Origin of the sequence: Pseudalkalibacillus decolorationis, assembly GCF_024609785.1 — a bacterium.
In the GTDB taxonomy this organism is placed as follows: domain Bacteria; phylum Bacillota; class Bacilli; order Bacillales; family Fictibacillaceae; genus Pseudalkalibacillus; species Pseudalkalibacillus decolorationis.
The window spans coordinates 13876-36025 of record NZ_JANHJQ010000040.1 but is presented as its reverse complement, the minus strand read 5'-3'; the positions used below and the strand labels follow the sequence as shown (position 1 = coordinate 36025).

Sequence of the window (22150 nt, the reverse complement as noted above, 5' to 3'; positions counted from 1 at the left end):
TTCTGCCGACTCTACCTGTGCTTCGAACCCCATGAACTGTCATTCATGACGCACGCAGGAGTATTGATGAGGTCGTTTCAGAAAACATGGTTTCATCATTCCGACCTTCCGATATAAAGTTGGAATCTATCAAACGAATTCCCTGCATTTCACGCTACAAAGCACTTATAGCAGAACTTGTCGCGCACATCCGTTAGTTCAACAAGCCAAAGAAACAGTGATCTATTAGTTAAAGCCTTTTAATTCATTTTCTATCAAACAACAGTTTAATTTACTGCATTGGATTTTTTAATTTTGAATAATCAGTACGGTACGTGAAATTTTTAACTACTATTCCTATAGAAAAACTGATTTTCCTGTTTGTACAGAAAAATCAGCTTCTATTAATTAAATATCTTTTAAGACCAGTTTCTTACTTCTATCGACGAGTCGGCTCTTTCGGTTCCTTAGGAGTTTCAAGGGAAACTTCGCTTGATTGCTCCATTTTCGATAATTCCTTTTCAGAATGCTTTCGGATAAAGAATGTAGCAATAACTGCTCCAGTAATGAAGATTAGGAGCATGATTATTGATGGAATGTATTCACCTTTATCCTCAGGAAAATATAGAAATTCCATCATGGGTATCACACCCTTTCAAGTTAAACTTCTCTTAGTATAACAAAATTGAAGCACCTTTACAGACGTGTGGACCGTTACAATTCCGTGAACACTTGAAAATGTATATATGAATCCTGTTTTCATGTGATAGACTCCGAATTTTGGTACATTTACATCCCAGTCTTATCGGAAAAATACTTTTGTAATTCTCAATACAAAAGGCTGATATCCTGTTAAGGAACCAGCCATCATTCATCTATTACAATTGTTTTTCCATGGATTCCAGGATATATTCAATCGATTTTGTCATCGCCAAAAACCGCTTCGCCTTCGTATCGGTTTGAAAAGCTTGTACAGCAATAATCGTCAAGTTCTCAGATGTATCTTTAATCTGGATCGGATAAACATATTTCGGGTGCTCTCTCATTGCCCATTCGGTCGCTAAAGGCTTCCATTCATCGACCAACATCTGTACTTTATCTGCAAATGGCTTTACTTCCCCGTAGAAATCGACTGTGTATTCCTCGAAAATTGTTCTCTCTTCATATTGTTCCTCAGCTTGCTTATTGTACATTCGCAACTGGGATGTTAATTCCTTTAATCGGCTATACATGCCATTCATCCTGTTCACCCCGCTTTTCTTATCCTAACAAAAGCGGTATCCAAAATCTACAATGAAAACAGACTTACAAGCCAGTTACGCTTTGATTTGGTTGCAACTGGATTCGTTCCTGTTCTTATCTCATTGGTTGCGGTAACTTGAAGAAGTAATTGTTCTTCTAGCACAATCATTTTTTCTTCAAGGTCAGTTAAACGAGTTGACATTTGATCAAGGTCTTTACGATGCTGTAACACTTGGTAACTGAGTACCTCATCCGCCTTCTGTGACACCTTCTGATCGAGAATGTCCAACTCAGATTGTAATTGTTTAAATCGATCATCCATTTCTTTTAAACCGGATTTTCTCTTTGGATGATCTTCTCTCTTTGCTTGCTTTTGAAGTTTGATATCACTCATTTGCATGCCTTGATTCAATTGTTCCTGTATGGATTGTAATTGCTCGATATCAGATTCACGGAATAAATAGTGGCCATGATCATTTTTCGGACAGGGGATCTCAAAATACTTGACCCATCTCTGGATCGTTGTCGGGTTTACATTTAACTTTTTTGAAGCTGCTTTCGTCTTAATTAAGCTTTCCATATAAAGACCTCCCGCAGTTATTGTTATGAGAAGTATTCTATGGATTTTTCCCGAACCCTTCACGCCTGACAAAACTAGAATCTGTTCGGCAAAGAAAGCGGATTTTCTCTTTCAATTTCTGTTTTCGACAGCATCATGTCGTTTGAATAGTTGTTTTTGTATACAACCATACTAATATTAGGAGGTGATCGAAAATGTCTAAGAAGAAAGAGAATCCGAAAGAAACTCGAAATGGTCGTTCTAATAAAACGGGTTATGGAGATAAAAAAACGGAAGGCCCCAATCGCCCCTCTACCTAACTATCAATCAAGAAAAGCGCAAGCGCCCTGCTTAGCCACGAAGGTCACTGGAAGACCGACGAGGAGGCTGTTGCCGCCGCAGGAGGCCTGAAGTGATCCAAGTGGTTGGGCGCTGTAGCTGGACATTACATCCATGCCGCAAACTTTTATACTTTCTCTAAAAAAACAAGCTGACTCCCATACTAATACCAAACCCGTCTATAACAGTCAGCTTTTTAATTTGCTTTTTAAAGTGGAAAGCAAATGTAATTCCAATCGTTTACGTGCGTACCAACCGTTTAGGTGTATCTTTCTCGGTAAAGAAACAGATGAAAATGTGGTTGTTCTTGAGTGTCCGATCGACCAATCTTCATCATATTCTCTATCATGGTTAATAATTGGCAATGCCATTCGAAGAGAACCATCGTGCCCCCTTCTCCCTTCCTGTAGGAAACGCTCATATTCCATTCTAGCCCCGATAGGTTCCGTTTCTTCAACAAAGGTAAGAAATCGATTGTGATACTCCGAGTCGAGGAGCAACTTTAATAGACGCCGTCCAAGAAGAATCCGCTTATATACATTACGAAATCCATGAACCGATAACCCATAGAGATCCCCTTCCACAGTTGGGAAAAGAACGGTACTGAAATGAAATCGGTCCTGAAGCCAAAAGGGTACTGACTGAAATACATGGTGTTGGTAACTCTCATGCTCCAAGACAGGCTTTTGAATTAACTGTTGTTCATTAACGATCAGGCATGTATTGATTCGGTGGTCTTCCTTCCTCCTCCAAAACCTCTCCCATTCAACCTCCATATAGGATGAAACTTGAAATTCTTTTAATAAATAAAACAAAGGTTTGTTATTTTTTTTAGATCGTTCGTATAGTAACAGTTGGGGATAAGCGTCACTAAAAATTAGCCAATTGGCCCGTTCGTATGTATAAAACAACCATCGCCGTTTGTGTGCAGATATCAGTACACGAAACTCAGGAATGATCAAGTCACACATATTCCAGCCTGCATTTCTTGAAACGAGACTTGCTAACAATGACCAAGAGATTTCACCATTTTGTCTGTAAAAGTTATGATAAGCTTTTGTACGTGAAATATTATCGATATTTAGCTTTTCTGTTTTCCTTTTTATCGATTCAATTAGATGTTTTTCAGCCTCTGATAACGGCTGGATCTTCCTTCTCTTCGTTATTTGTTGAAGGTTGGTCATTTCATTTTAACCTCAGTCCTGCAAACGTAGGTTCGTTAAATTGTCTAAAGATACTCGACAAACCGTTTGTGTATGGTATATTTTTAATAATGCAATTCTATATATGAAGGTTTATTTGGAACAAATGAAACTAAATGCAACGAAAAACGTCTATATAAGATAAGGATTTTCAATAGGTTCGTATTTTCGTGTTAAGGAAGGTGAAGCCGATTGAACTTTCGCTATCCCAATCGAAAACCCGCACAGTCTGAACAACAACAATCGATCCAACGGACTTCTCTGAAAATGGATGAACACAATAAGTCCTTTGCTAATCGCGGCATGACCTTTGAGGAGGACATTAACTATTCTAATCAATATTATTTACAAACCGGAAGTGCCGTTATTCATAAAAAACCGACACCCGTACAAATCGTTTCTGTTGATTATCCAAAGCGAAGTGCAGCAGTAATTAAAGAAGCTTACTTTAAACAACCTTCAACAACCGATTATAACGGCGTATATCGTGGAAAATATATTGATTTTGAGGCGAAAGAAACACGAAACAAGACATCATTCCCTTTAACTAATTTTCATGAACATCAAATTGAGCATATGAAGCAAGTAACAAATCAGGATGGTATATGTTTTATCCTTGTTCGCTTTAAAGCTTCTCAAGAAGATTTTTTGCTTAATGCAACGGACTTATTCGATTTCTGGGAACATCAGAAAAAAGGTGGGCGAAAATCCATTCCGAAAACATTTTTTACTGATAATGCTCATTCGATGCAGCTCGGGTTTAATCCAAGAATCGATTATTTAAAAATAATAGATAAATTGTTTTTTTCTGGATGAATAAGGGTTATAAACACATTGGAGCATACGAAGAATATATAGGTTACATGTAAAATTATACGCATTCATTTTTAACTCTTTGAACAACCTCTTTAAGTTTAGAAAGGTAGGAACAACTATGAGTAACGATTATCGATCACGACAGGAAAGGCGTCAGCAACAAGCCTCTTCTAAGAACAATAAAAAAGCTACCACACCAAAGAAGAAGAAAAGTACGTTAAAGAAAATAACAGCTTTTATACTCGTTTTTGGATTGATTGCGATGACGGCCGGTGCCATTGCAGTTTTTGCGATAATAAGTAATGCGCCTGAACTTAATCCGAAAGCTCTTGAAACTCCTGTATCCTCAAAGCTGTATGATATGAACGGTGAAGAGTACGGAATGCTTTATAATGATGAAAAACGGATTCGTGCAAACCTTGACGAAGTACCTGAAGTTGTTCAAAACGCATTTGTAGCAACGGAGGATGTTCGCTTTTATGACCACTTTGGTGTCGATGTTCGTCGTATTGGTGGTGCAGTTATCGCCAATGTGACTGAAGGATTCGGAGCTGAAGGTGCAAGTACGATTACGCAACAGGTTATTAAAAACACACTATTATCAAGTGACAAAAAAATAACTCGGAAAATTAAAGAAGCATACCTAGCAATAAAGCTTGAACAGCGTTATTCAAAGGACCAAATCCTTGAGATGTATTTGAACAAAATCTATTTTGGTGAAGGTGCTTGGGGTGTTGCGACTGCAGCAAAAGCGTATTTCGGTAAAGACATTAGCGAGCTCAAGCTCCATGAAGCAGCCCTGCTTGCAGGACTTCCGAAAGCACCGAGCTATTACAGCCCGTTTGACAATCCTGAAGCTGCTGAAAAACGAAGAAATGTCGTTCTTTCACAAATGGAGAAATACGAATATATTACGAAAGAGCAATATGAACAAGCAAAAGCGATTCCGGTCAAAGAATACGTTCAAGCACCGGATCCTGAAAAGCAAAATGAACCATATAATACATTTGTTTCACAAGTTGTAAAAGAAGCTGCTAAGATGGCTGGTTTTGATGATCCAGGTGAAGTTCGAACTTCAGGACTTGAAATCTATACGACACTTAGTCCAAATGCCCAAGAGTCTGTTGAGGATGCTTTATACTCGGACAAAATTATTGCACAGAAAAACATCCAAGCTGGACTCGTGTTAATGGATACGAAAACAGGAGCGGTCCGGGCGATTGGGAGCGGTCGAGAAAATACGATGAGCAGCTACTATGCGACTCAGCTTAAAAGACAACCTGGATCGACCATTAAACCGATCCTTGACTACGGACCAGCGATTGAGCACTTACAATGGCCAACATATAAACAAATTAGTGACGATGAACTTGTAATCAATGGTCATGAATTTCATAACTATGACAACAAAAATCATGGCACGATGTCGATTCGGAAGGCATTGTATGAATCATATAACCTTCCTGCGATCCGAACATGGCAAGAGGTTGGTGCTGATGATGCGGAGAAATTCGCTGAAGGCCTCGGTATAGAAATCGATGATAAACACTATAGTCCTTCCTATGCAATCGGAGGATTTAACAAAGGACCTTCACCGATGGAACTCGCGGCTGCCTATGCGGCATTTGGAAATAAAGGTGTCTATAATGAGCCGTTCACAGTAACCAAAATCAAGTTTCCTGATGGTCGTGTGATCGAGCATAAATCCGATCCAGAGGTTGTCATGGAAGACTATACGGCATATATGGTTACGGATATGTTAAAAGATGTTATGACTGTCGGTACAGCTAAGAGTGTGGACCTCAACTTCCCTGTTGCAGGGAAAACAGGAACAACAAATTATGGTTCAGATGCTGCTGAACCACTACAAGGCAAAACAAAGGACGCCTGGTTTGCTGGGTATTCTACTGATCTTACAGCTGCAATTTGGACCGGATATAAAAGCGATCAGGACGAAGAAGGGAATTATCATGCCTTGTCCGATGATACAGACGACTACTCGAAGGCAATCTTCGAATATGTCATGAAACAATCTAGTAAAGACCTAGAAAATAGTGATTGGAAACGCCCTGATTCTGTCATCGAAGTTCCTATTGAAATAGGAACCGGGAAACGTGCAAGCGATTTTACCCCGGATGGGCAAAAACGAATCGAACTCGCAGTAAAAGGCACCAACCTACCAGATGTTTCGGAAGAGTACTATAAAGTTGAAGCACCACAAAATTTGAAAGCTAAGTATGATAAGAAGAAACAAGAAGTAAAACTAAACTGGAAATATCCAAAGGATTTACTTGATAAAGGAATTAGCTTTAAAGTCCTCTACTCAGTTGATGGAGCGGGTTATCAAGAATTGTCGAGTCAGACTGAGACAGAACTCGTTGTACAAAACATCTCTCCAGGTGCTACCTACAGCTTCCAGGTTGTAGCCATTGATGGAGAAAGCGGAGAACAAAGTGATCCAGCTAGTGTTCAAGTCAAAACCGAAGCCAAAAGAGAAGATGAGCCCGATAAACCCAATGAAGATGGTGAGGGCGCCGAAGATGGTGAAGGCGGCGGGAACGGAAATGGAAATGGCGAAGGTAATGGAAACGGGAACGGTAACGGAGATGGTAATGGTAATGGTGGTGGCGAGGGTACTGGCGGTGGTGGAACCGGTGAAGACGAGGGTACTGGTCCAGAAGAGGGTGGAGAAGAACCTCCAACCCCACCTGATGAAGGTGGTCCAACCCCACCTCCAATTGAACCACCCCCATTATTGGAAGAATCTTAAGCAAAAGGAACGGGCCGATGGTCCGTTCCTTTCTTACTTTATAAATAATTAGTTATCTACTATGATCTTAGCGATTTTTCCTTGTTTTCCCTTCCTCACTTTTTTACTTGAAAGCGATCTTGAATCAGTATCCATAATGGAGGATATGGAAAAGCAAGATTCCAGAAAGCCATCCCAGCGATTCCAAGCTCTTTTATAAGATTAAATTTAGCTGCATAACTACGTAAGTCCTCGAACCAGACAATATGTTCTTTTCTGTTCTGATCATAGTAAGTATAAAACGGTGCTTCATCCTCTTGGTCATATTGTATTTCCGCTTGTTTCGTATATGCCAGTCTAGTTGCCTGTGGTATACTCAACGCTTTCGCAAACGGACCGCCTTCCACATAAGGTAATGTCCAATCATAGCCGTACAGATTGATACCCATTATTAATTTGTTTTTCGGAATGACCGTTAAGGCATAGCGTAATACCTCTTCAACTTGTGGAAGGGGGCTTACGGGTAATGGCGGCCCTCCACTCCATCCCCATTCGTATGTCATAATAATAACGTAATCTACAATTTTACTGTGGGCTTGATAATCATGACCTTCATATAAAACACCCTTTTGATCTGCACTCGTTTTCGGTGCGACTGCTGTGGTTACGATATACCCCTGTGGCCTTAACTTTTGAACAAGCTTCCTAAGAAACTGGTTGTACCTTTCTTTGTTTTCAATCCCGAGAAATTCAAAATCTACATTAACTCCTGAATATCCTTTTTGATTCATAGTTGTAAGTACATTGTTAATTAACGTATTTTGGACCTGTTCACTTGTTAATATTGTTGTAGCAAGTTCGGTATCAAAGTCCGCTCCCTCTTTAATGTTCGTGATTGTAAGCAATGGTTTCACACCATTCGATTTTGCGACTTGCAACAAAGTTTCATCTTCTAGTGGCCTCAAGTTTCCTGCAGCATCAACATGATAACTAAAGATTGATAGCCAGCTTAATGCTTTTGCAGCAGTTCTGGCATAGTCGACTGTTTTTGGATACGGTTCTGCAAATGCATTTACTAAAGTTGTTGGTTTAGGCTTTTGAGGAATCCTCAGTACTTGACCTGGGTAAAGTACATTCCCTGTAATTTGCGGGTTTGCTTGTCGTAGTTCTAGTATGGATACACCTGTCTTACTCGCAATACTATAAAAGGAATCTCCCTGCTGTACAGTATACCGGTTTTGCGTTGGAACTAGCAGCGTTTGTCCCATCGCCAGCTGGCCTGGCTGCTCTAACGCATTTATATCCACAAGTCTTGGATAAGGTACACTATAAAGTTGAGAGATTCCCCACAATGATTGTCCTTGCTTAATGACATGTATTTGCATGGACGAACCTCCTTCGTTACGCCTTCATGCTTATATACTATGTCAAGCTTTCTTGTCCATATGCTGTTAATTTATTTGAACATTTAGCTACAACATATTAAGTTGAATGACCGTTACACATTGACTTTAACCTTCTTCATCCGTTTCTGGCCTTCACGACATAAATAGAACAATGGGCAGACATCACATTGAGGGTTTTGGGCCTTACAATGATAACGTCCAAAAAAAATCAACCGGTGATGGGTTTCAGACCATTCCTCATTTGGGATTTTTCGCATTAATGTCTTCTCAACCTCAAGAACACTGTCCTTCCACTTGCATATCGCCAACCGTTTGGATACTCGCTCCACATGGGTATCGACAGCTATCGATGGTTCCCCAAACGCTACAGAAACGATGACATTTGCTGTTTTGCGTCCGACACCTGGTAATCGTATGAGCTCATCTCTCGTTTTCGGAACTTCTCCACCATACTCATGAATAATCATTTCACAAAGCTTACGAATATTTTTCCCTTTGTTCCGAAAAAGCCCAATCGATCTAATATCATTTTGAAGTTCTTCAAGTGGTACAGCAAGATAATCCTCGGGTGTTTTATATTTCTCAAACAAACCAGGAGTCACTTTATTGACAAGTGCATCCGTACATTGAGCAGATAATAAGACGGCAATCGTCAATTCAAAAGGGTTCGAATGTTTCAATTCACAATGAGCGTCAGGAAACATTTCTCCCATCGTATCTAATACTTCTCGAATTTGGTTTTTGGTTAACATTGCATCTCATCCTTTTTAGAGGCTGCTGTTTCATTTACATTTATGATTGTTCTAACCAATTATAATAAGGAAAGTCGGAATGACTTTCTTCGCTTTTCGTTTCATTGCGACGGTATTGATGGCGACGAAACTTCTCACCGTATTGCTTTGCTTCGTCTATCGTTTGAATTCCATTTTTCTTCCACTCAAATAAGATTCGGTCAATATATCGGAAATTCAACTTACCTGATAATACAGCTTCTTTTAATGCTGCAATAATCAATTCAGACCGATGCTGATCCTGATCGATCCACATCGCCAAAGTTTCACACTCAATTGGTGAAAGTGGACGACCGAATTCTTTTTCCATAAGTGTATAGATTTGCGCTTCATCCTCCGATTGCTTTTCTTGTTCAACGTCTATCTTCTCTTCTTCTAATAAACGTAACAATTGATCCCAAAGAGGTTGGAGTGTATATGTTTCTGAATACATTAGCTGTTCAGGATCTTTGTCTTCTTCGATTTTAAGCAAGCCTTTTTGAATGCAAGATCGGAGCAATTGCATACATTCATGTCCTGAAATGGTCATCCGTGAGGAAATTTGTTCAGGGGTTGGGAAGTAATTCCCGTTTTCAATAAAAGAATGCATATGTAAAAGAACCATCATCTCATCTTCCTTTACACCTAAACGATGATAGTTCAGTAATAATACGTTGGGGATGGCTAGCGTTCCAGCTTGAATCCAGTTTAAAAAGCTTTCTCGTTTCATTTACTACACCTCATGTTTATTATAACAGACCCGTCCATCTGAAATGGGAAAATCATTTAAGGATTGCCCACTAAAGCATAGAAAAAGGATGACCCTTGTATGAGCCACCCCTCCTCAATTCATGAACTGTTTATGGGTACAATCGATTTAACAAACGTGGGAAAGGAATGGATTCACGTATATGTTCGATTCCTGATATCCAAGCGACGGTTCTTTCTAACCCTAGCCCAAATCCAGAATGTGGAACACTTCCATATTGTCTGAGTTCCAAATACCACTTATAAGCCTCTTGGGACAGACTATGCTCCTCATAACGTTGTTTCATCAATTCAAGGTCATCAATTCGTTGACTCCCCCCGATAATTTCTCCATAACCCTCTGGAGCAATTAAGTCTGCGCAGAGAACAACATCATCACGATTTGGATCAGGCTTCATATAGAAAGCCTTAAAGTCTTTCGGATAATTTGTTATGAAGACTGGTTTATTAAAACTTTCAGCAATTGCAGTCTCATGAGGAGACCCAAAATCTTCCCCCCATTGGATATCGTTAAAGCCCTTTTCCTTCAACAACTCAATGGCATCATCGTAGGAAATCCTTGGGAATGGTGCTTGTACCTTTTGTAGCTTTTCGAGATCCCGGCCAAGTGTGTGAAGCTCAATTTTACAATTTGTTAGGACAGCACTAACGATAAAAGATACATATTGTTCTTGAATTTCAAGACTTTCTTCATGATCTACGAAAGCCATCTCTGGCTCAATCATCCAAAATTCAATTAAGTGGCGACGTGTTTTTGACTTTTCAGCTCGGAATGTTGGTCCAAATGAAAATACACGACCAAATGCCATCGCAGCTGCTTCCATATACAATTGTCCGCTTTGTGAGAGGTAAGCATCTTCATCAAAATATTTTGTGTTAAACAAGGTTGTTGTTCCTTCGGCAGAACTACCAGTCAAAATTGGCGGGTCTATTTTCACAAATCCTTCTTGATTAAAAAATTCATATGTAGCACGTATAATTTCATTTCGAACTCTCATAATGGCATGTTGTCTTTTGGATCGTAACCAGAGATGACGATTATCCATTAAAAACTCTGTTCCGTGTTCTTTCGGTGTGATCGGATAATCAATCGCTTCATGGAGTACCTCGATCCCTGTGACAACAAGTTCAACACCTGTTGGAGAACGGTCATCTTTTTTTACGATACCAGTTACAAAAAGACTGGTTTCTTGAGTCATTGATTTTGCTTGTTCCCACAGTTCTTGTTCTACTTCACTTTTGACAACAACTCCTTGAACAAATCCAGTCCCGTCTCGTAATTGTAAGAACGCAATTTTACCGCTTGACCTCTTATTAGCAAGCCACGCTCCAATTTTTACTTCTTCATCAATATGAGCACGTAATAATTTTATTGTTGTTTTCACGCTTTGCTCCTTCCACCCATCTATTACATTTTTCGGGTATTTCACAACTTGTCCGCTAATTTCTGCTTTTTATATTTTACATGAAACTAAACTGGATAGACAACCCTATTAACTTTGGTGCTTTTCCATAAAGCTTTTCATCCGTTTCAAGGCTTCTTCAAGAACATCTAATGAAGTGGCATAGGATAGTCGGACATTATCCTTTGCACCGAACCCGCTGCCTGGTACGAGTGCAACCTTTTCATATTCTAACAATGCCTCCACCCATTGATCAACACTTTCGAAGCCTGTTAATCGAACTGCCTCGGTTACGTTTGGAAAAAGGTAGAATGCCCCTGAAGGTTTTTCACATTTAAAACCAGGTATTTGAATCAATAGCTCATATACTTGATTTAATCGTTGTTCGAATGCTTCTTTCATCTCTGTCACTGGTTCTTGTGTGCCATCATAAGCCTCAATTGCTGCGTATTGGGCAATGGAAGTCGGGTTAGATGTGCTGTGGCTTGCAAGGTTGGTCATTGCTTGAATTATATCTCTATTGCCTGCAGCATATCCGATTCGCCATCCCGTCATAGAATGAGATTTAGATACACCATTAATAATAATGGTTCGATCCTTTAGCTCTGTAGAAAGCTGAGCAATTGAAATGTGTTGTTCTCCAAAATAAACAAGCTTTTCATAAATTTCATCTGAAATAATTAAGAGGTCATGCTCAATACATACCTTCCCTATTGCTTTTAACTCATCTTCCGTATAAATCGCCCCTGTAGGATTCGATGGAGAGTTAATGATTACTGCTTTCGTTTGGGGTGTTATACAGCTTACAAGCTGGTCTGGGGTTATTTTATATCCATTTTCTTCCTTTCCTTCCGCGTGAACTGGTATGCCACCCGCAAGCTTAACCTGCTCAGGATAACTTACCCAGTACGGTGATGGAACAATAACTTCATCTCCTTCATCGAGGAGAACTTGAAAGAGTGTATACAGGGCATGCTTCGCACCTGTTGTTACGATTATTTCTCCTGGTTCATAGGAAATTTGCTGATCTTGTTCAAATTTCCGAATAATACTTTTCTTTAATTGCGGAAGCCCTCCGGATGGAGTATATTTTGTGAACCCTTCATGCATAGCTTGTTCTGCCTTTTGAATAATATTTTCCGGGGTATTAAAGTCTGGTTCCCCTGCACCTAAGGCGATTACATCATGACCTTCTGCTTTTAAAGCATTTGCTTTTGCGGTAATGGCCAGTGTACTAGATGGTGTTAATGCTTTTACTCTTTTTGCTAATTTCATTACGTTAACCTCCGTCTGTATCGTTATTAAATATTGGCTGATTTTTCTTCTAAGATGCTTGAGTCATGCTATATTCTTTAAAAAAGGTACCATCAGCATACCGGATATAATGAAAGGTATACGATTGATTACCATCTTCGAAGACAATTTCCCATACAGGTGTCAGAGTAGAAGATTTTGTATACTTCTCCAAACCGAGTTGGATTGAAATCAATTCGTCTGGATTAAGCTCCTCACTCACATATTTTTTCACCTTTTCCTTACTCCAGCCTTCGTTAACAGAAATTGTTCTTGGCTCCCCTTTTTTGACTGGAACGAATACATATTGTTTGTTTTCACCAATGCTTGCTTTGATGACTTGAAATGAGCCGTAAGAACCATAATAATGTTCAATATCTTTTATATTTGTAAGCTTAAGTTCTTTCCTAGCGGCTGTAACCGCTTCGCTTTGTTCATGCCGTTGGTCATTAATTACATAATAATAATACGAGACCCCTATTGTGATTGTGAGCAATAAACCAACTGTCGTTACGTATTTCCACTTTTTCATCCATATCACCTATGTACGATATATAGTAAAAACCATCATCTCTTCGTCTTCCTGATCAAGTGCCAACCCAAACATTAAATCTTCATGCTTTAATGTTCGGTTGAGTGCATCAACTATTTTATATAAATCCTTTGATTTTTCTACTTTTACAGTCGATAATACCTCTATTTTGCTTTCCATGTCGACTACTCCCCCAAATGTTTCTACCTTCTTTTCTCACTTATAACTTGTCCATTAAAGGATAAACTATGGCTATAGAGCAGATCAGTTCTTTACTGAATGCACAACTTCTCCTTCCCTGACACCTTACGCTGGCTCATTTGAGTCAGCGTATCTATATTCCAAGGTAATCAGTTATCTATGTAGTTTATTTTCAACCATATAACGAATAATTTCAACAAATTATTGAAAAGTGTTTATGAACGCAATGCTAAATCTGGTGTCATTAATGGCACAGTTGTAATTTCATAATCCTTTTTATTACATTTCATCATGATAATCCCTTGGTCATGTGGTAATAATATTTCTGCCCAGTGCTCTTGTAGGCGTCTTAGAACTTCGTCGCTTATCGTATAACTATCTTTTTTGAAGATGACAGCTACTTGAGGGTCAGCGTGATTTAACAAACGTTCGCTTGTTCCAAAGTAATGACCAAATCCACCTACTTTAATGAGCTCAATATTTTCAGTACCTCTTTCTATTAACGCCTCGTCCGCATCTTTACTGGCTACACCCATATACAGGAAGCGGTGGTTACCATATTCTGTGACTAAAACTAATCCACCTTCATTAAAATCTTCACGCTTCTCAATATAAGCAACTTCAAAAGTCACTCCGTTCAAAATGGTGAGACGGTCGTTTTCCTTTAACGATTGAATATTTTCCTCTTTTACATCGAATTGCTCCAAAAATTGCTTTTTGATTTCTTCTGCTATGAGTATTTCCTTTACCTCCACATGCTCCAAGATCCAAGATAAATTACCCGTGTACTGTTTACCAATATTCGTAAAGATCAACGCATCGATTTTTTTAACTTGAAAAACCTCTAATTGCTGACGAAATTGTTTTTTCGCCTTTTTACTTCCTGTGTTGATCAGGACATTCTTCCCACTGGACTCTTGAATCAATGTTGATTCACCACTCGATAATTCCAAAAATGAGAATGCTACTTCCCCTGGTTGTAAGTTAAGATCAAGATCCTTAATGATATTTCCCCTTGTTGGTTCTGTCATAAAAAGATCCGGATTAATTTTATCCGGAAACCTACTGATAACAATCATCAGAAGAAATAGCACAAACATAATCAACGGTTTACGATACACAAAAGATCCCTCCGCAAGGTCGGTGTTTTCTTTATTGTATGCTCCGTATCCGCTCTTAATCTATCCAGTGTTCCAAATCATCGAGAAGGTCATCCATGTGACCTTTTTGAACCGGGACATCTGGCAGTGAATTAATGAACATTTTTCCATATTTTGTTGTTACAATTCTACGATCAAAAACAAATACTGCTCCCCGATCTGCAGTTGTTCTAACAAGCCTGCCAAACCCTTGTTTAAAGCGGATAATCGCTTGTGGCAATGAGAGCTCCATGAAAGGACTTTTCCCTTCAATACGAACTTGTTCACTTCGTGCTTCCATTACAGGATTATCTGGTGGTGTAAACGGCAAACGGACGATGACAAGGCAAGACAGGTCATTTCCTGGTATATCTACACCTTCCCAAAAGCTACTTGTACCAAACAATACGGCACGATCCATTTGTTTGAAATTTTTCGTTAGCCTTGCCCGACTGCCACTGTCAATCCCTTGACCTATCAATGAAAAATCTTCAGGTTCTGAAAGCTCTTTAAATCGATAATACGTCTTTTTCAACATGTCATAACTCGTAAATAAGACAAGCATACGTCCATCAGTAATATGAGCAATTTGATAAATTGACTCAGCAATAGTCGCAGAGTAGTCTGCTGTTGATACGTCTTTAATCATTGGTAGATCGGTTGGTATTAATATTTTTGATTGCTTTTGATAATCAAATGGAGATTGGAGTTGAATCGTTAACGCATCATCAATTCCAAGTCGATCCATGACATAATTAAATCGGTTTCGAATCGTTAATGTGGCGGAAGTAAGGATAATGCTTCTCTTTTTAGCAAAGAAGTCACTTGCAAGCCTATTGGAAATATCGATCGGCTGATTATAAAGTGAAGCTGCATTGCGCGCGCCACCTTGATCCGTTTCTATCCAGCACACTTCTCCCTCGTTTGCCGATAAAAGCATATGTGCGAGTGTATTTTTCTCTTCATCCAATCGATTAAGCAGTCCAGTGTAATCGACTAGGATACCTTTTTGTTGAACGGTTAAATGCTCTTCTTTTAATTGTGCTTCTTTCATTAGCTTTTGAGCTGTTCGTATAAAATCGTTTATTAGCATTTGAACCCGTGCTACAATTTCTTTGACATCGTTATACCAAGTTGCATCTGCTTCTTCAATTTGAAATCTGTAGCTGATTTTACCCACTTCTGATTTAGAGCGCTGTTTGCTTACCACATAGGATTTGATCATACTAAACAGCTGGTCAATTTCAAACTTCAATTCCTTTAGAGGCTCAATGATGCTTTTCTTCGTGAATTTTATTTCACATTGGGAAAGGATCTCCGCATATTTCTCCCATAAACTCACCATTGATTGATCATCTGATCCAAGGCGTTCCAGAAGTCGATGGAACGAAAAGTAATCTGTTTGTTGACCAAAGTGATCGCTTGCAACATCTTCTAAATGGTGTGCTTCATCAATCACCGCTTCCTTATACGCTGGGAGGAGGGCATGATCATTAACTAAATCAGTGAACAGTAGAGCATGGTTTGTAATGACAATCTCAGCTTCCATAGATTTTCGTTTTGAACGATGATAAAAACATTTCGAAAACCAAGGACACTTGTAATTCAGACACGAGTTTGAATCACTTTTGATCTGGTGCCAGAATAATTGGCCACCAGATGGAAGGTTCAATTCTTCAATATCTCCTTCATCCGTTGTTGTTAACCATACGAGTATTTGTGCTTTCGCAAGAAGAACATCGTAATTATTTTCGTACAACTGCTCTAGTTGTTGTTCAAATTTTCGTAGACACAAATAATGATTTCGTCCTTTTAACACGGTCGCTTCAAAGTCGAATGGAACCAACTTTTTCAGCAATGGGATGTCACGGTCTAACAACTGCTCCTGAAGCTGAATGGTGTGTGTACTGACGACCAGGGGCCGACCGGTTTTCTTCGCATGTAGTAGGCCAGGTATTAAATACCCTAGAGATTTACCGATCCCTGTCCCTGCTTCAATTAAAGCGTGCTCTCCATTTGAAAGAGCATAATCTACATTACTCATCATTTCAGTTTGTCCATCGCGTTTTTCATAGCTTGGCATCGTTTTCTCAAGCTGCTCCAAAACGGTCTCATAATGATCAATTTCAGTTTCAACATCCGATTCAGAATCAAGTTCAGCTATTTTTCTAAGAACGAGCTGTCGATACACATCAAGTCCTTCTGTTTCATCCTCAAGGTGCCCCATTTTACTTTGAATCTTGTTCTGAACAATATCTGCAAGATCACTTTTCAGACCTAAGAGTAGTGGATGTAATCGTTGCAAGGGCAATAAGGGCAACGTATCGAGTCGTTCTAACAATTGTATGAGCAGGTTGCCTGTAGCTTCAGCATCACTATCCGCTTGATGTGGATTCTCATGGCTAAGTGATAAAAGATCTGACAGTTGAGAGAGCTTATATGAATCGAGATTAGGCATGAGAATCCGAGTAAGCTCTACAGTATCAAGCGTTGTCCCTCTCCACTCAAAATAACCACTGTCTGTCAGTTCAGCATTTAGGAAAGGCAGATCAAATGAAATATTATGTGCAACTAAATAAGCCCCGTCCATCATTTGTAGGATCTTGGGAGCGATCTCTTCGAACAATGGTGCTTCTTCCACATCCGATTGACTAATTCCTGTTAAGGAGGTTATGAAAGGTGGAATTGCTTTATTTGGATTCACGTAAGAAGAAAACCGTTCAGTAATGATCCGATTTTTCACTACAACGAGTCCGATTTGTATAATACGGTCTCCATTCTTCGGGGAGTGACCAGTTGTTTCTAGATCGATAACTACGTAACGCTCGTTCATCATTTCACCTCAAATAATCGCATCTGCGACTAAAACACTCTTTGTCCATTTTACGCCTCCCGCACCTTTTCTGCAATTGAAATGAAAAGCGCAAGCGCCCCCGGGTAGCCACGAAGGGCACTGGAAGGCCACTGAGGAGGCTGTGGCCGCCGGAAGGGGACTGAAGTGACCCGAGTGGCTGGGCGCTGGAGCTAGACATTACATCTATGCAGCAAAATTTTATACTTTCTTAACGTGTGAAAAACGCAAGCACCTGAAGCTCGGGCGCTTGCGCTACTAAATTCCGTTCAACTTCCTATAGAATCGTTCCGGCAGGTTCATAGGAACGCCGTTCAATAATGTCATTATGTTCATCCATAATCACTATCGCAGGTTGATGTTGACGGGCTACGTCTTCCTCCATCATTGCATAATTTAAAATAATTACGATATCCCCCTCTTGTACGAGTCGGGAAGCTGCACCGTTAACACAAATCGTTCCGCTCCCTCTTTCGCCTGGAATGATATACGTTTCAAAACGAGCACCATTATTATTGTTTACAATTTGAACTTTTTCGTTCGGGTACATATCAACCGCTTCTAGTATGGCTTCATCTATTGTAATACTACCTACATAATTTAGGTTTGCTTCGGTTACCCGTGCTCTATGAATTTTTCCTTTTAACATGGTACGATACATGTTGTTTTCACCCTTTCATTTTCAGAAGAACTTTATTCACTATGATCCTCAGATTCAGAAATAATAATATTGTCAATCAAACGAGCATTTTCGAACTGATAGGCAAGTGCAATAATAATCGTTTCCTCAAACGAGGTTACGTTCTTTAGCTTTGGGTAGGTCAATATTTCCACATAATCAAGATGACCTATTTCAATACTTTCCAGCTGGCTAATTAATGCTTTTTTTATATGACGAATCGAACTTCCACTTTCCAAGGACTTTTTGGCAGATAAGAGACTCTGATATAGGAGCGGAGCCTGTTCACGCTCTGTTTCAGACAGGTTGACGTTACGAGAACTTAAGGCAAGTCCGTCATCCTCCCGTACAGTTGCGCATCCAACCAATTCTATTGGAAAATTAAATGTTTTAATTAAATCATCTACAACAGCAACTTGTTGAGCATCCTTCAATCCAAAATAGGCGCGGTCGGGCTGAATAATATGGAAAAGCTTCGTAAGAACGGTAACAACACCATCAAAATGTCCTGGACGACTTTTTCCACATAATACACCCGTTCGACCTGTTACAGATAACTGACAACCTGGTTCATCTTCAGGATACATTTCCTCACTATGAGGAACAAAAATCGCATCAACTCCATGTATGCGAGCAAGCGTAACGTCCCGTTCAAAGTCTTTAGGATATTGGTCGAGGTCTTCATTCGGTCCAAACTGAAGTGGATTAACAAAAATGCTGATGATAACAAGATCACATTCTTCCCTTGCTCTTTGCATTAACGCTGCATGTCCTTCGTGAAGATACCCCATCGTTGGAACAAACCCTATTTTTAACTCTGATTGTTTTCGTGTTGTAATGTATAGCTGCATGTCCTTGATGATTTCAAAAAGGTTCATTCTTTTCCTCCGTAGATCATTGAAAGTTCTTCTTCCTTCATCGTGAATGTATGTTTTTCTTCAGGAAAACGGGATTCACGGACATCCTCTACGTAGCCCTTAATCGCAGCATTTATTTCAGTTGCGATATTCATATACTGTTTGACGAATTTAGGGACATGGTGCTTTCCATATCCGATGAGGTCATGATAGACGAGAACTTGTCCATTTGTACCTATTCCCGCACCAATACCAATGGTAGGGATTGTCAAATTATTACTAACGACTTCTGCTAGCTGCCTGGGAACGCACTCAAGCACGACGGCAAATGCTCCAGCCTGTTCAACTGCTTTTGCATCATTTAGTAACTGTTTAGCTGCTTGAGCATCTTTCCCTTGAACCTTATAACCACCAAGAACGGCGACAGATTGTGGTGTAAGCCCAAGGTGTGCAACCACTGGAACGCCAGAACGAGTCAGCCGTTCAATAACAGTAACAACCTCTCCGGCGCCTTCTACTTTAACAGCATCGGCACCTGCTTCCTGCATTAATCGGGCGGCATTTGCAAGTGCATCTGAGGTGTTTGTATGATAGGTCATGAATGGCATATCTGCTACGACAAATGTGTCCTTAGCACCTCTTTTTACTGCCTTCGTATGATGAATCATGTCTTCCATAGTAACCGGAATGGTTGAATCGTATCCTAGCACAACCATTCCGAGTGAATCTCCTACAAGAATCATATCAACATCAGCTTCTTCGGCAAGCAAGGCAGATGGATAATCATAGCCTGTGAGCATTACAATCGGATCTTGTTTCTCCTTCATCTTTCGAAAGTCACTCGTTTTCTTCATTGCATTTTTCCTCCCTTTTTTTCAGAGGAAGATGAAAGCTAAATGATGAGCGTCCAAAAATCGATGAATCTTGTTATTAATGAAGTCCGACTAAAACCAACTCATGTGATAACGTCGAACTAATTCCTGTTAGCCCGGTGATTTTTGAATATCCATATAAAAAACCTTCTTTCAGACAGAAAGAAGGACATTTTAAAACGCTTTCAAACTTTCATCCCTCTGTCCATGTCCATCATTAACGGATCAAGGCAGATCAATTTGTTTTTACTGATACAGTCTTCTGAGTACAGTTCAATTACGATACCGCCTCCATGACATTATAGCAGAGATTTAATCATTTTTGGGAAGTTCTATGTCAGCAGAGTAAACCCGGTGGATATCACCAAAATCATCTTCAACCAAAAGGATACCTTCCTCGGTAATCCCTTTTGCTTTACCTGTTATCTCCCCAGATAGTGTCCGTACAACCACTCTCTTACCAAGACTAGCTGCAGCACCTTCCCACAATAGTTTAATTGGCGTAAACCCATGGTCAAGATATAGGTCGTAGAGCTTTTCCATCTCGATTAGAATGGACCGTACAAGTTCAGAGCGATCAATGTCATTGCCACTACTTTCCGCCTTTAAAGAAGTTGCAATCGTTTCTAGTTCCTTTGGAAATGCATCCTTAGGTGTGTTTACATTAATCCCAATACCAATGATGACTGAATTTATGCGATCCGCTTCTGCTTGTAACTCAGTTAGAATTCCAACAACCTTTTTCCCTTCAATTAAAATATCATTTGGCCATTTAATTTGAGGATTGAGACCAACAGAGCGCTCAATCCCTTGAACAACACCCACCGCTGCTAATAATGTTAGCTGGGGGGACTGCTGTGGAGGGATGTTTGGCCTTAAAATAATACTCATCCAGATTCCGCTGCCTTTTGGTGAATGCCATGGTCTTCCTAACCGTCCCCTGCCGGTTGTTTGTTGCTCTGCAATGACAATCGTTCCCTCTGGTGCTCCTTCCATTGCGATTCGATGGGCAATTTCCTGTGTAGAAGTGACCTGCTCCTCAAAGTGGACGTTTTGTCCTAATTTTTTAGTTGTTAACTGATTTTTAATTTCACCAGGGTGGAGATTATTCGGACGATGTTGAATGCGGTAGCCTTTTTTCTGTACTGCTTCCACTATGTAACCTTCCTTACGTAACTCTTCTATATGCTTCCAGACCGCTGTCCTTGAGCAGCCTAACTCTTTACTCAGCTGCTGACCAGAACTGAATTTTTCTGACTCTGACAGTAGACCAATCAACTTTTCTCTTGTCGATAGCCCCATTGTTGTACCCACTCCTTTATTACGAATCGGTTGTTTTCCAAACGATTCTCAACTACATTTCGTTCTATAACCGCCATTAGATCCCCTAGCCATGGACCCGGTTTCCATCCTAGTATTTGCTGGATATCATGGCCATTTACTGCTAAATCACTTCTACGCTTTATCGGTAACCGCTCATAACGGGATCTGAGTTCACTCTCTGTAAATTCAACCGGTTCATCCACGTTTAAAAACCATTCCATTCTGACAACCGATTCTAAATCGAAAGGACCATACTCATATAATGACCAATCCGACTTTAAATCATCGGATGATTGAATAAGTGCGGAGAGTCGAATGATTTTTTTTATTTTATTCGTAGGGAGCTTCCAGTCTCTCAGCCATTGTTTTAGCTGTTTAACTTGTAGACAAAAGCCAATCACAGCCCAACGCTCTTCAATTCGAATAAGCTGATTCCATTCTCTATTTACATAAGGTAATAAACGCTCATAATCCTTTCCAGGGAGAAACCTATGGATAGACGATTCGATTAACAGTTGAAGACCACTTTGACAATATTCACCTGTTATCAGCTTTTCAAATTCATCTCGATTTCGCTCAACTGCAACATTTTTAAGTAGATGAGCCTGTTTCAATAAAGCTTGTCTCGTCTTTTCTTCAAGACTGAAACCAAGAACACCTACAAACCGGATCGCCCGCATCATGCGAAGGGGATCCTCATAAAATCGTTCTAATGGATCCCCTACTGCACGCATTTGTCTTCGCTTAATGTCTGACCTACCGTCAAGCGGATCGATGATTGTTCCATCACTACTCATTGCCATCGCATTTATCGTAAAGTCCCTTCTCGATAAATCCTCTTCGATCGATTTGTGAAAGTGTACCTCTGTAGGATGACGAAAATCAGCATAGTCACTTTCTTTTCTAAAGGTGGTTACCTCAAAGGACTCATGTTTCCATCTAACGATGACCGTACCATGTTCAATGCCTACAGGGATCGTTTTCGGAAAAATACGAAGAGTATCCTCAGGTCGCGCATCAGAGGCAATATCAATATCTCCAATTGGCCGTCCAAGAAGTTTGTCTCGAATGACTCCACCGACCATATAAGCCACATAGCCATGCTTACGAAGATGATTAATTACTTCAATCGCAATAGAAATGGACATCTCGCACCTTCTTCTTTAAAAA

At 39.9% G+C, this 22150-nt stretch carries 20 protein-coding genes; 2 read left to right on the top strand and 18 right to left on the bottom strand.

Translation table 11 applies throughout. From position 1 onward, the window contains the following. Nucleotides 1-418: 418 nt before the first annotated feature. The 4 genes from NON16_RS23275 to NON16_RS23260 all read right to left on the bottom strand — a co-directional run bounded on the left by NON16_RS23275 (nucleotide 419) and on the right by NON16_RS23260 (nucleotide 3303). Nucleotides 419-619 carry a hypothetical protein gene (locus tag NON16_RS23275; protein ID WP_257351805.1) on the bottom strand — a complete coding sequence of 67 codons (201 nt, stop codon included), beginning with the start codon at nucleotides 617-619 and terminating at the stop codon, nucleotides 419-421. Nucleotides 620-857: 238 nt separating this feature from the next. Further along, nucleotides 858-1211 carry a YppE family protein gene (locus tag NON16_RS23270; RefSeq protein WP_257351804.1) on the bottom strand — a complete coding sequence of 118 codons (354 nt, stop codon included), beginning with the start codon at nucleotides 1209-1211 and terminating at the stop codon, nucleotides 858-860. A 56-nt stretch (nucleotides 1212-1267) separates the two neighbouring features. Further along, nucleotides 1268-1801, bottom strand: coding sequence for a MerR family transcriptional regulator (locus NON16_RS23265; protein WP_257351803.1), 534 nt, complete (start codon nucleotides 1799-1801; stop codon nucleotides 1268-1270). Between the two features lie 506 nt (nucleotides 1802-2307). Beyond that, the gene (locus NON16_RS23260) at nucleotides 2308-3303 is read right to left on the bottom strand and encodes a DUF2515 domain-containing protein (protein ID WP_257351802.1); all 996 of its coding nucleotides are present in this window, start codon (nucleotides 3301-3303) and stop codon (nucleotides 2308-2310) included. 210 nt (nucleotides 3304-3513) lie between these two features. On the opposite strand from NON16_RS23260, the gene recU reads away from it, so the two are divergent. Together recU and NON16_RS23250 are read left to right on the top strand one after the other, a co-directional pair. Then, nucleotides 3514-4137: a Holliday junction resolvase RecU gene (gene recU / locus NON16_RS23255; RefSeq protein ID WP_257351801.1), complete on the top strand. Its 624-nt coding sequence runs from the start codon at nucleotides 3514-3516 to the stop codon at nucleotides 4135-4137. Between the two features lie 118 nt (nucleotides 4138-4255). After that, entirely contained in the window at nucleotides 4256-6907 is a 2652-nt protein-coding gene (locus tag NON16_RS23250) for a penicillin-binding protein 1A (protein ID WP_257351800.1), read from the top strand. Between the two features lie 95 nt (nucleotides 6908-7002). On the opposite strand, the gene NON16_RS23245 is transcribed toward NON16_RS23250, so the two are convergent. The 14 genes from NON16_RS23245 to NON16_RS23180 all read right to left on the bottom strand — a co-directional run bounded on the left by NON16_RS23245 (nucleotide 7003) and on the right by NON16_RS23180 (nucleotide 22128). Continuing rightward, nucleotides 7003-8271 carry a glycosyl hydrolase family 18 protein gene (locus NON16_RS23245; protein WP_257351799.1) on the bottom strand — a complete coding sequence of 423 codons (1269 nt, stop codon included), beginning with the start codon at nucleotides 8269-8271 and terminating at the stop codon, nucleotides 7003-7005. Between the two features lie 113 nt (nucleotides 8272-8384). Continuing rightward, entirely contained in the window at nucleotides 8385-9044 is a 660-nt protein-coding gene (gene nth, locus NON16_RS23240; RefSeq protein ID WP_257351798.1) for an endonuclease III, read from the bottom strand. 40 nt (nucleotides 9045-9084) lie between these two features. Beyond that, a complete protein-coding gene (locus NON16_RS23235) occupies nucleotides 9085-9792 on the bottom strand; it encodes a DnaD domain-containing protein (protein WP_257351797.1) in 708 nt (235 codons plus the stop codon). Nucleotides 9793-9922: 130 nt separating this feature from the next. Continuing rightward, a complete protein-coding gene (gene asnS / locus NON16_RS23230) occupies nucleotides 9923-11215 on the bottom strand; it encodes an asparagine--tRNA ligase (protein ID WP_257351796.1) in 1293 nt (430 codons plus the stop codon). A 108-nt stretch (nucleotides 11216-11323) separates the two neighbouring features. Continuing rightward, nucleotides 11324-12508: a pyridoxal phosphate-dependent aminotransferase gene (locus NON16_RS23225; protein ID WP_257351795.1), complete on the bottom strand. Its 1185-nt coding sequence runs from the start codon at nucleotides 12506-12508 to the stop codon at nucleotides 11324-11326. A 49-nt stretch (nucleotides 12509-12557) separates the two neighbouring features. After that, on the bottom strand, nucleotides 12558-13058 hold the full coding sequence (locus NON16_RS23220) for a hypothetical protein (RefSeq protein ID WP_257351794.1): 501 nt from the start codon (nucleotides 13056-13058) through the stop codon (nucleotides 12558-12560). Nucleotides 13059-13067: 9 nt separating this feature from the next. Continuing rightward, nucleotides 13068-13238 carry a YpmA family protein gene (locus tag NON16_RS23215; RefSeq protein ID WP_257351793.1) on the bottom strand — a complete coding sequence of 57 codons (171 nt, stop codon included), beginning with the start codon at nucleotides 13236-13238 and terminating at the stop codon, nucleotides 13068-13070. A gap of 236 nt (nucleotides 13239-13474) precedes the next feature. Next, nucleotides 13475-14380 carry a ComEC/Rec2 family competence protein gene (locus tag NON16_RS23210; protein ID WP_257351792.1) on the bottom strand — a complete coding sequence of 302 codons (906 nt, stop codon included), beginning with the start codon at nucleotides 14378-14380 and terminating at the stop codon, nucleotides 13475-13477. 55 nt (nucleotides 14381-14435) lie between these two features. Beyond that, nucleotides 14436-17231, bottom strand: a complete 2796-nt coding sequence (gene dinG, locus NON16_RS23205; RefSeq protein ID WP_257351790.1) for an ATP-dependent DNA helicase DinG — start codon at nucleotides 17229-17231, stop codon at nucleotides 14436-14438. Nucleotides 17232-17526: 295 nt separating this feature from the next. After that, nucleotides 17527-17910 carry an aspartate 1-decarboxylase gene (gene panD, locus NON16_RS23200; protein ID WP_257351789.1) on the bottom strand — a complete coding sequence of 128 codons (384 nt, stop codon included), beginning with the start codon at nucleotides 17908-17910 and terminating at the stop codon, nucleotides 17527-17529. A 32-nt stretch (nucleotides 17911-17942) separates the two neighbouring features. Continuing rightward, on the bottom strand, nucleotides 17943-18806 hold the full coding sequence (gene panC, locus NON16_RS23195) for a pantoate--beta-alanine ligase (RefSeq protein ID WP_257351788.1): 864 nt from the start codon (nucleotides 18804-18806) through the stop codon (nucleotides 17943-17945). Next, nucleotides 18803-19639 (bottom strand): 3-methyl-2-oxobutanoate hydroxymethyltransferase, encoded by an 837-nt coding sequence (gene panB / locus NON16_RS23190; RefSeq protein WP_257351787.1) that lies wholly within the window; start codon nucleotides 19637-19639, stop codon nucleotides 18803-18805. The genes panC and panB overlap by 4 nt, the downstream gene beginning before the upstream one ends. 330 nt (nucleotides 19640-19969) lie before the next feature. Next, a complete protein-coding gene (locus NON16_RS23185; RefSeq protein WP_257351786.1) occupies nucleotides 19970-20959 on the bottom strand; it encodes a biotin--[acetyl-CoA-carboxylase] ligase in 990 nt (329 codons plus the stop codon). Next, nucleotides 20932-22128: a CCA tRNA nucleotidyltransferase gene (locus NON16_RS23180; protein ID WP_257351785.1), complete on the bottom strand. Its 1197-nt coding sequence runs from the start codon at nucleotides 22126-22128 to the stop codon at nucleotides 20932-20934. The genes NON16_RS23185 and NON16_RS23180 overlap by 28 nt, the downstream gene beginning before the upstream one ends. Nucleotides 22129-22150 lie beyond the last annotated feature (22 nt).

Bases quoted from the DNA above. Each gene is read 5' to 3' on its own strand.
- NON16_RS23275 (WP_257351805.1), bottom strand. From the start codon at position 619: ATGATGGAATTTCTATATTTTCCTGAGGATAAAGGTGAATACATTCCA.
- NON16_RS23270 (WP_257351804.1), bottom strand. From the start codon at position 1,211: ATGTATAGCCGATTAAAGGAATTAACATCCCAGTTGCGAATGTACAAT.
- NON16_RS23265 (WP_257351803.1), bottom strand. From the start codon at position 1,801: ATGGAAAGCTTAATTAAGACGAAAGCAGCTTCAAAAAAGTTAAATGTA.
- NON16_RS23260 (WP_257351802.1), bottom strand. From the start codon at position 3,303: ATGACCAACCTTCAACAAATAACGAAGAGAAGGAAGATCCAGCCGTTA.
- NON16_RS23250 (WP_257351800.1), top strand. From the start codon at position 4,256: ATGAGTAACGATTATCGATCACGACAGGAAAGGCGTCAGCAACAAGCC.
- NON16_RS23245 (WP_257351799.1), bottom strand. From the start codon at position 8,271: ATGCAAATACATGTCATTAAGCAAGGACAATCATTGTGGGGAATCTCT.
- nth (WP_257351798.1), bottom strand. From the start codon at position 9,044: ATGTTAACCAAAAACCAAATTCGAGAAGTATTAGATACGATGGGAGAA.
- NON16_RS23235 (WP_257351797.1), bottom strand. From the start codon at position 9,792: ATGAAACGAGAAAGCTTTTTAAACTGGATTCAAGCTGGAACGCTAGCC.
- NON16_RS23225 (WP_257351795.1), bottom strand. From the start codon at position 12,508: ATGAAATTAGCAAAAAGAGTAAAAGCATTAACACCATCTAGTACACTG.
- NON16_RS23220 (WP_257351794.1), bottom strand. From the start codon at position 13,058: ATGAAAAAGTGGAAATACGTAACGACAGTTGGTTTATTGCTCACAATC.
- NON16_RS23215 (WP_257351793.1), bottom strand. From the start codon at position 13,238: ATGGAAAGCAAAATAGAGGTATTATCGACTGTAAAAGTAGAAAAATCA.
- dinG (WP_257351790.1), bottom strand. From the start codon at position 17,231: ATGAACGAGCGTTACGTAGTTATCGATCTAGAAACAACTGGTCACTCC.
- panD (WP_257351789.1), bottom strand. From the start codon at position 17,910: ATGTATCGTACCATGTTAAAAGGAAAAATTCATAGAGCACGGGTAACC.
- panC (WP_257351788.1), bottom strand. From the start codon at position 18,806: ATGAACCTTTTTGAAATCATCAAGGACATGCAGCTATACATTACAACA.
- panB (WP_257351787.1), bottom strand. From the start codon at position 19,639: ATGAAGAAAACGAGTGACTTTCGAAAGATGAAGGAGAAACAAGATCCG.
- NON16_RS23185 (WP_257351786.1), bottom strand. From the start codon at position 20,959: ATGGGGCTATCGACAAGAGAAAAGTTGATTGGTCTACTGTCAGAGTCA.
- NON16_RS23180 (WP_257351785.1), bottom strand. From the start codon at position 22,128: ATGTCCATTTCTATTGCGATTGAAGTAATTAATCATCTTCGTAAGCAT.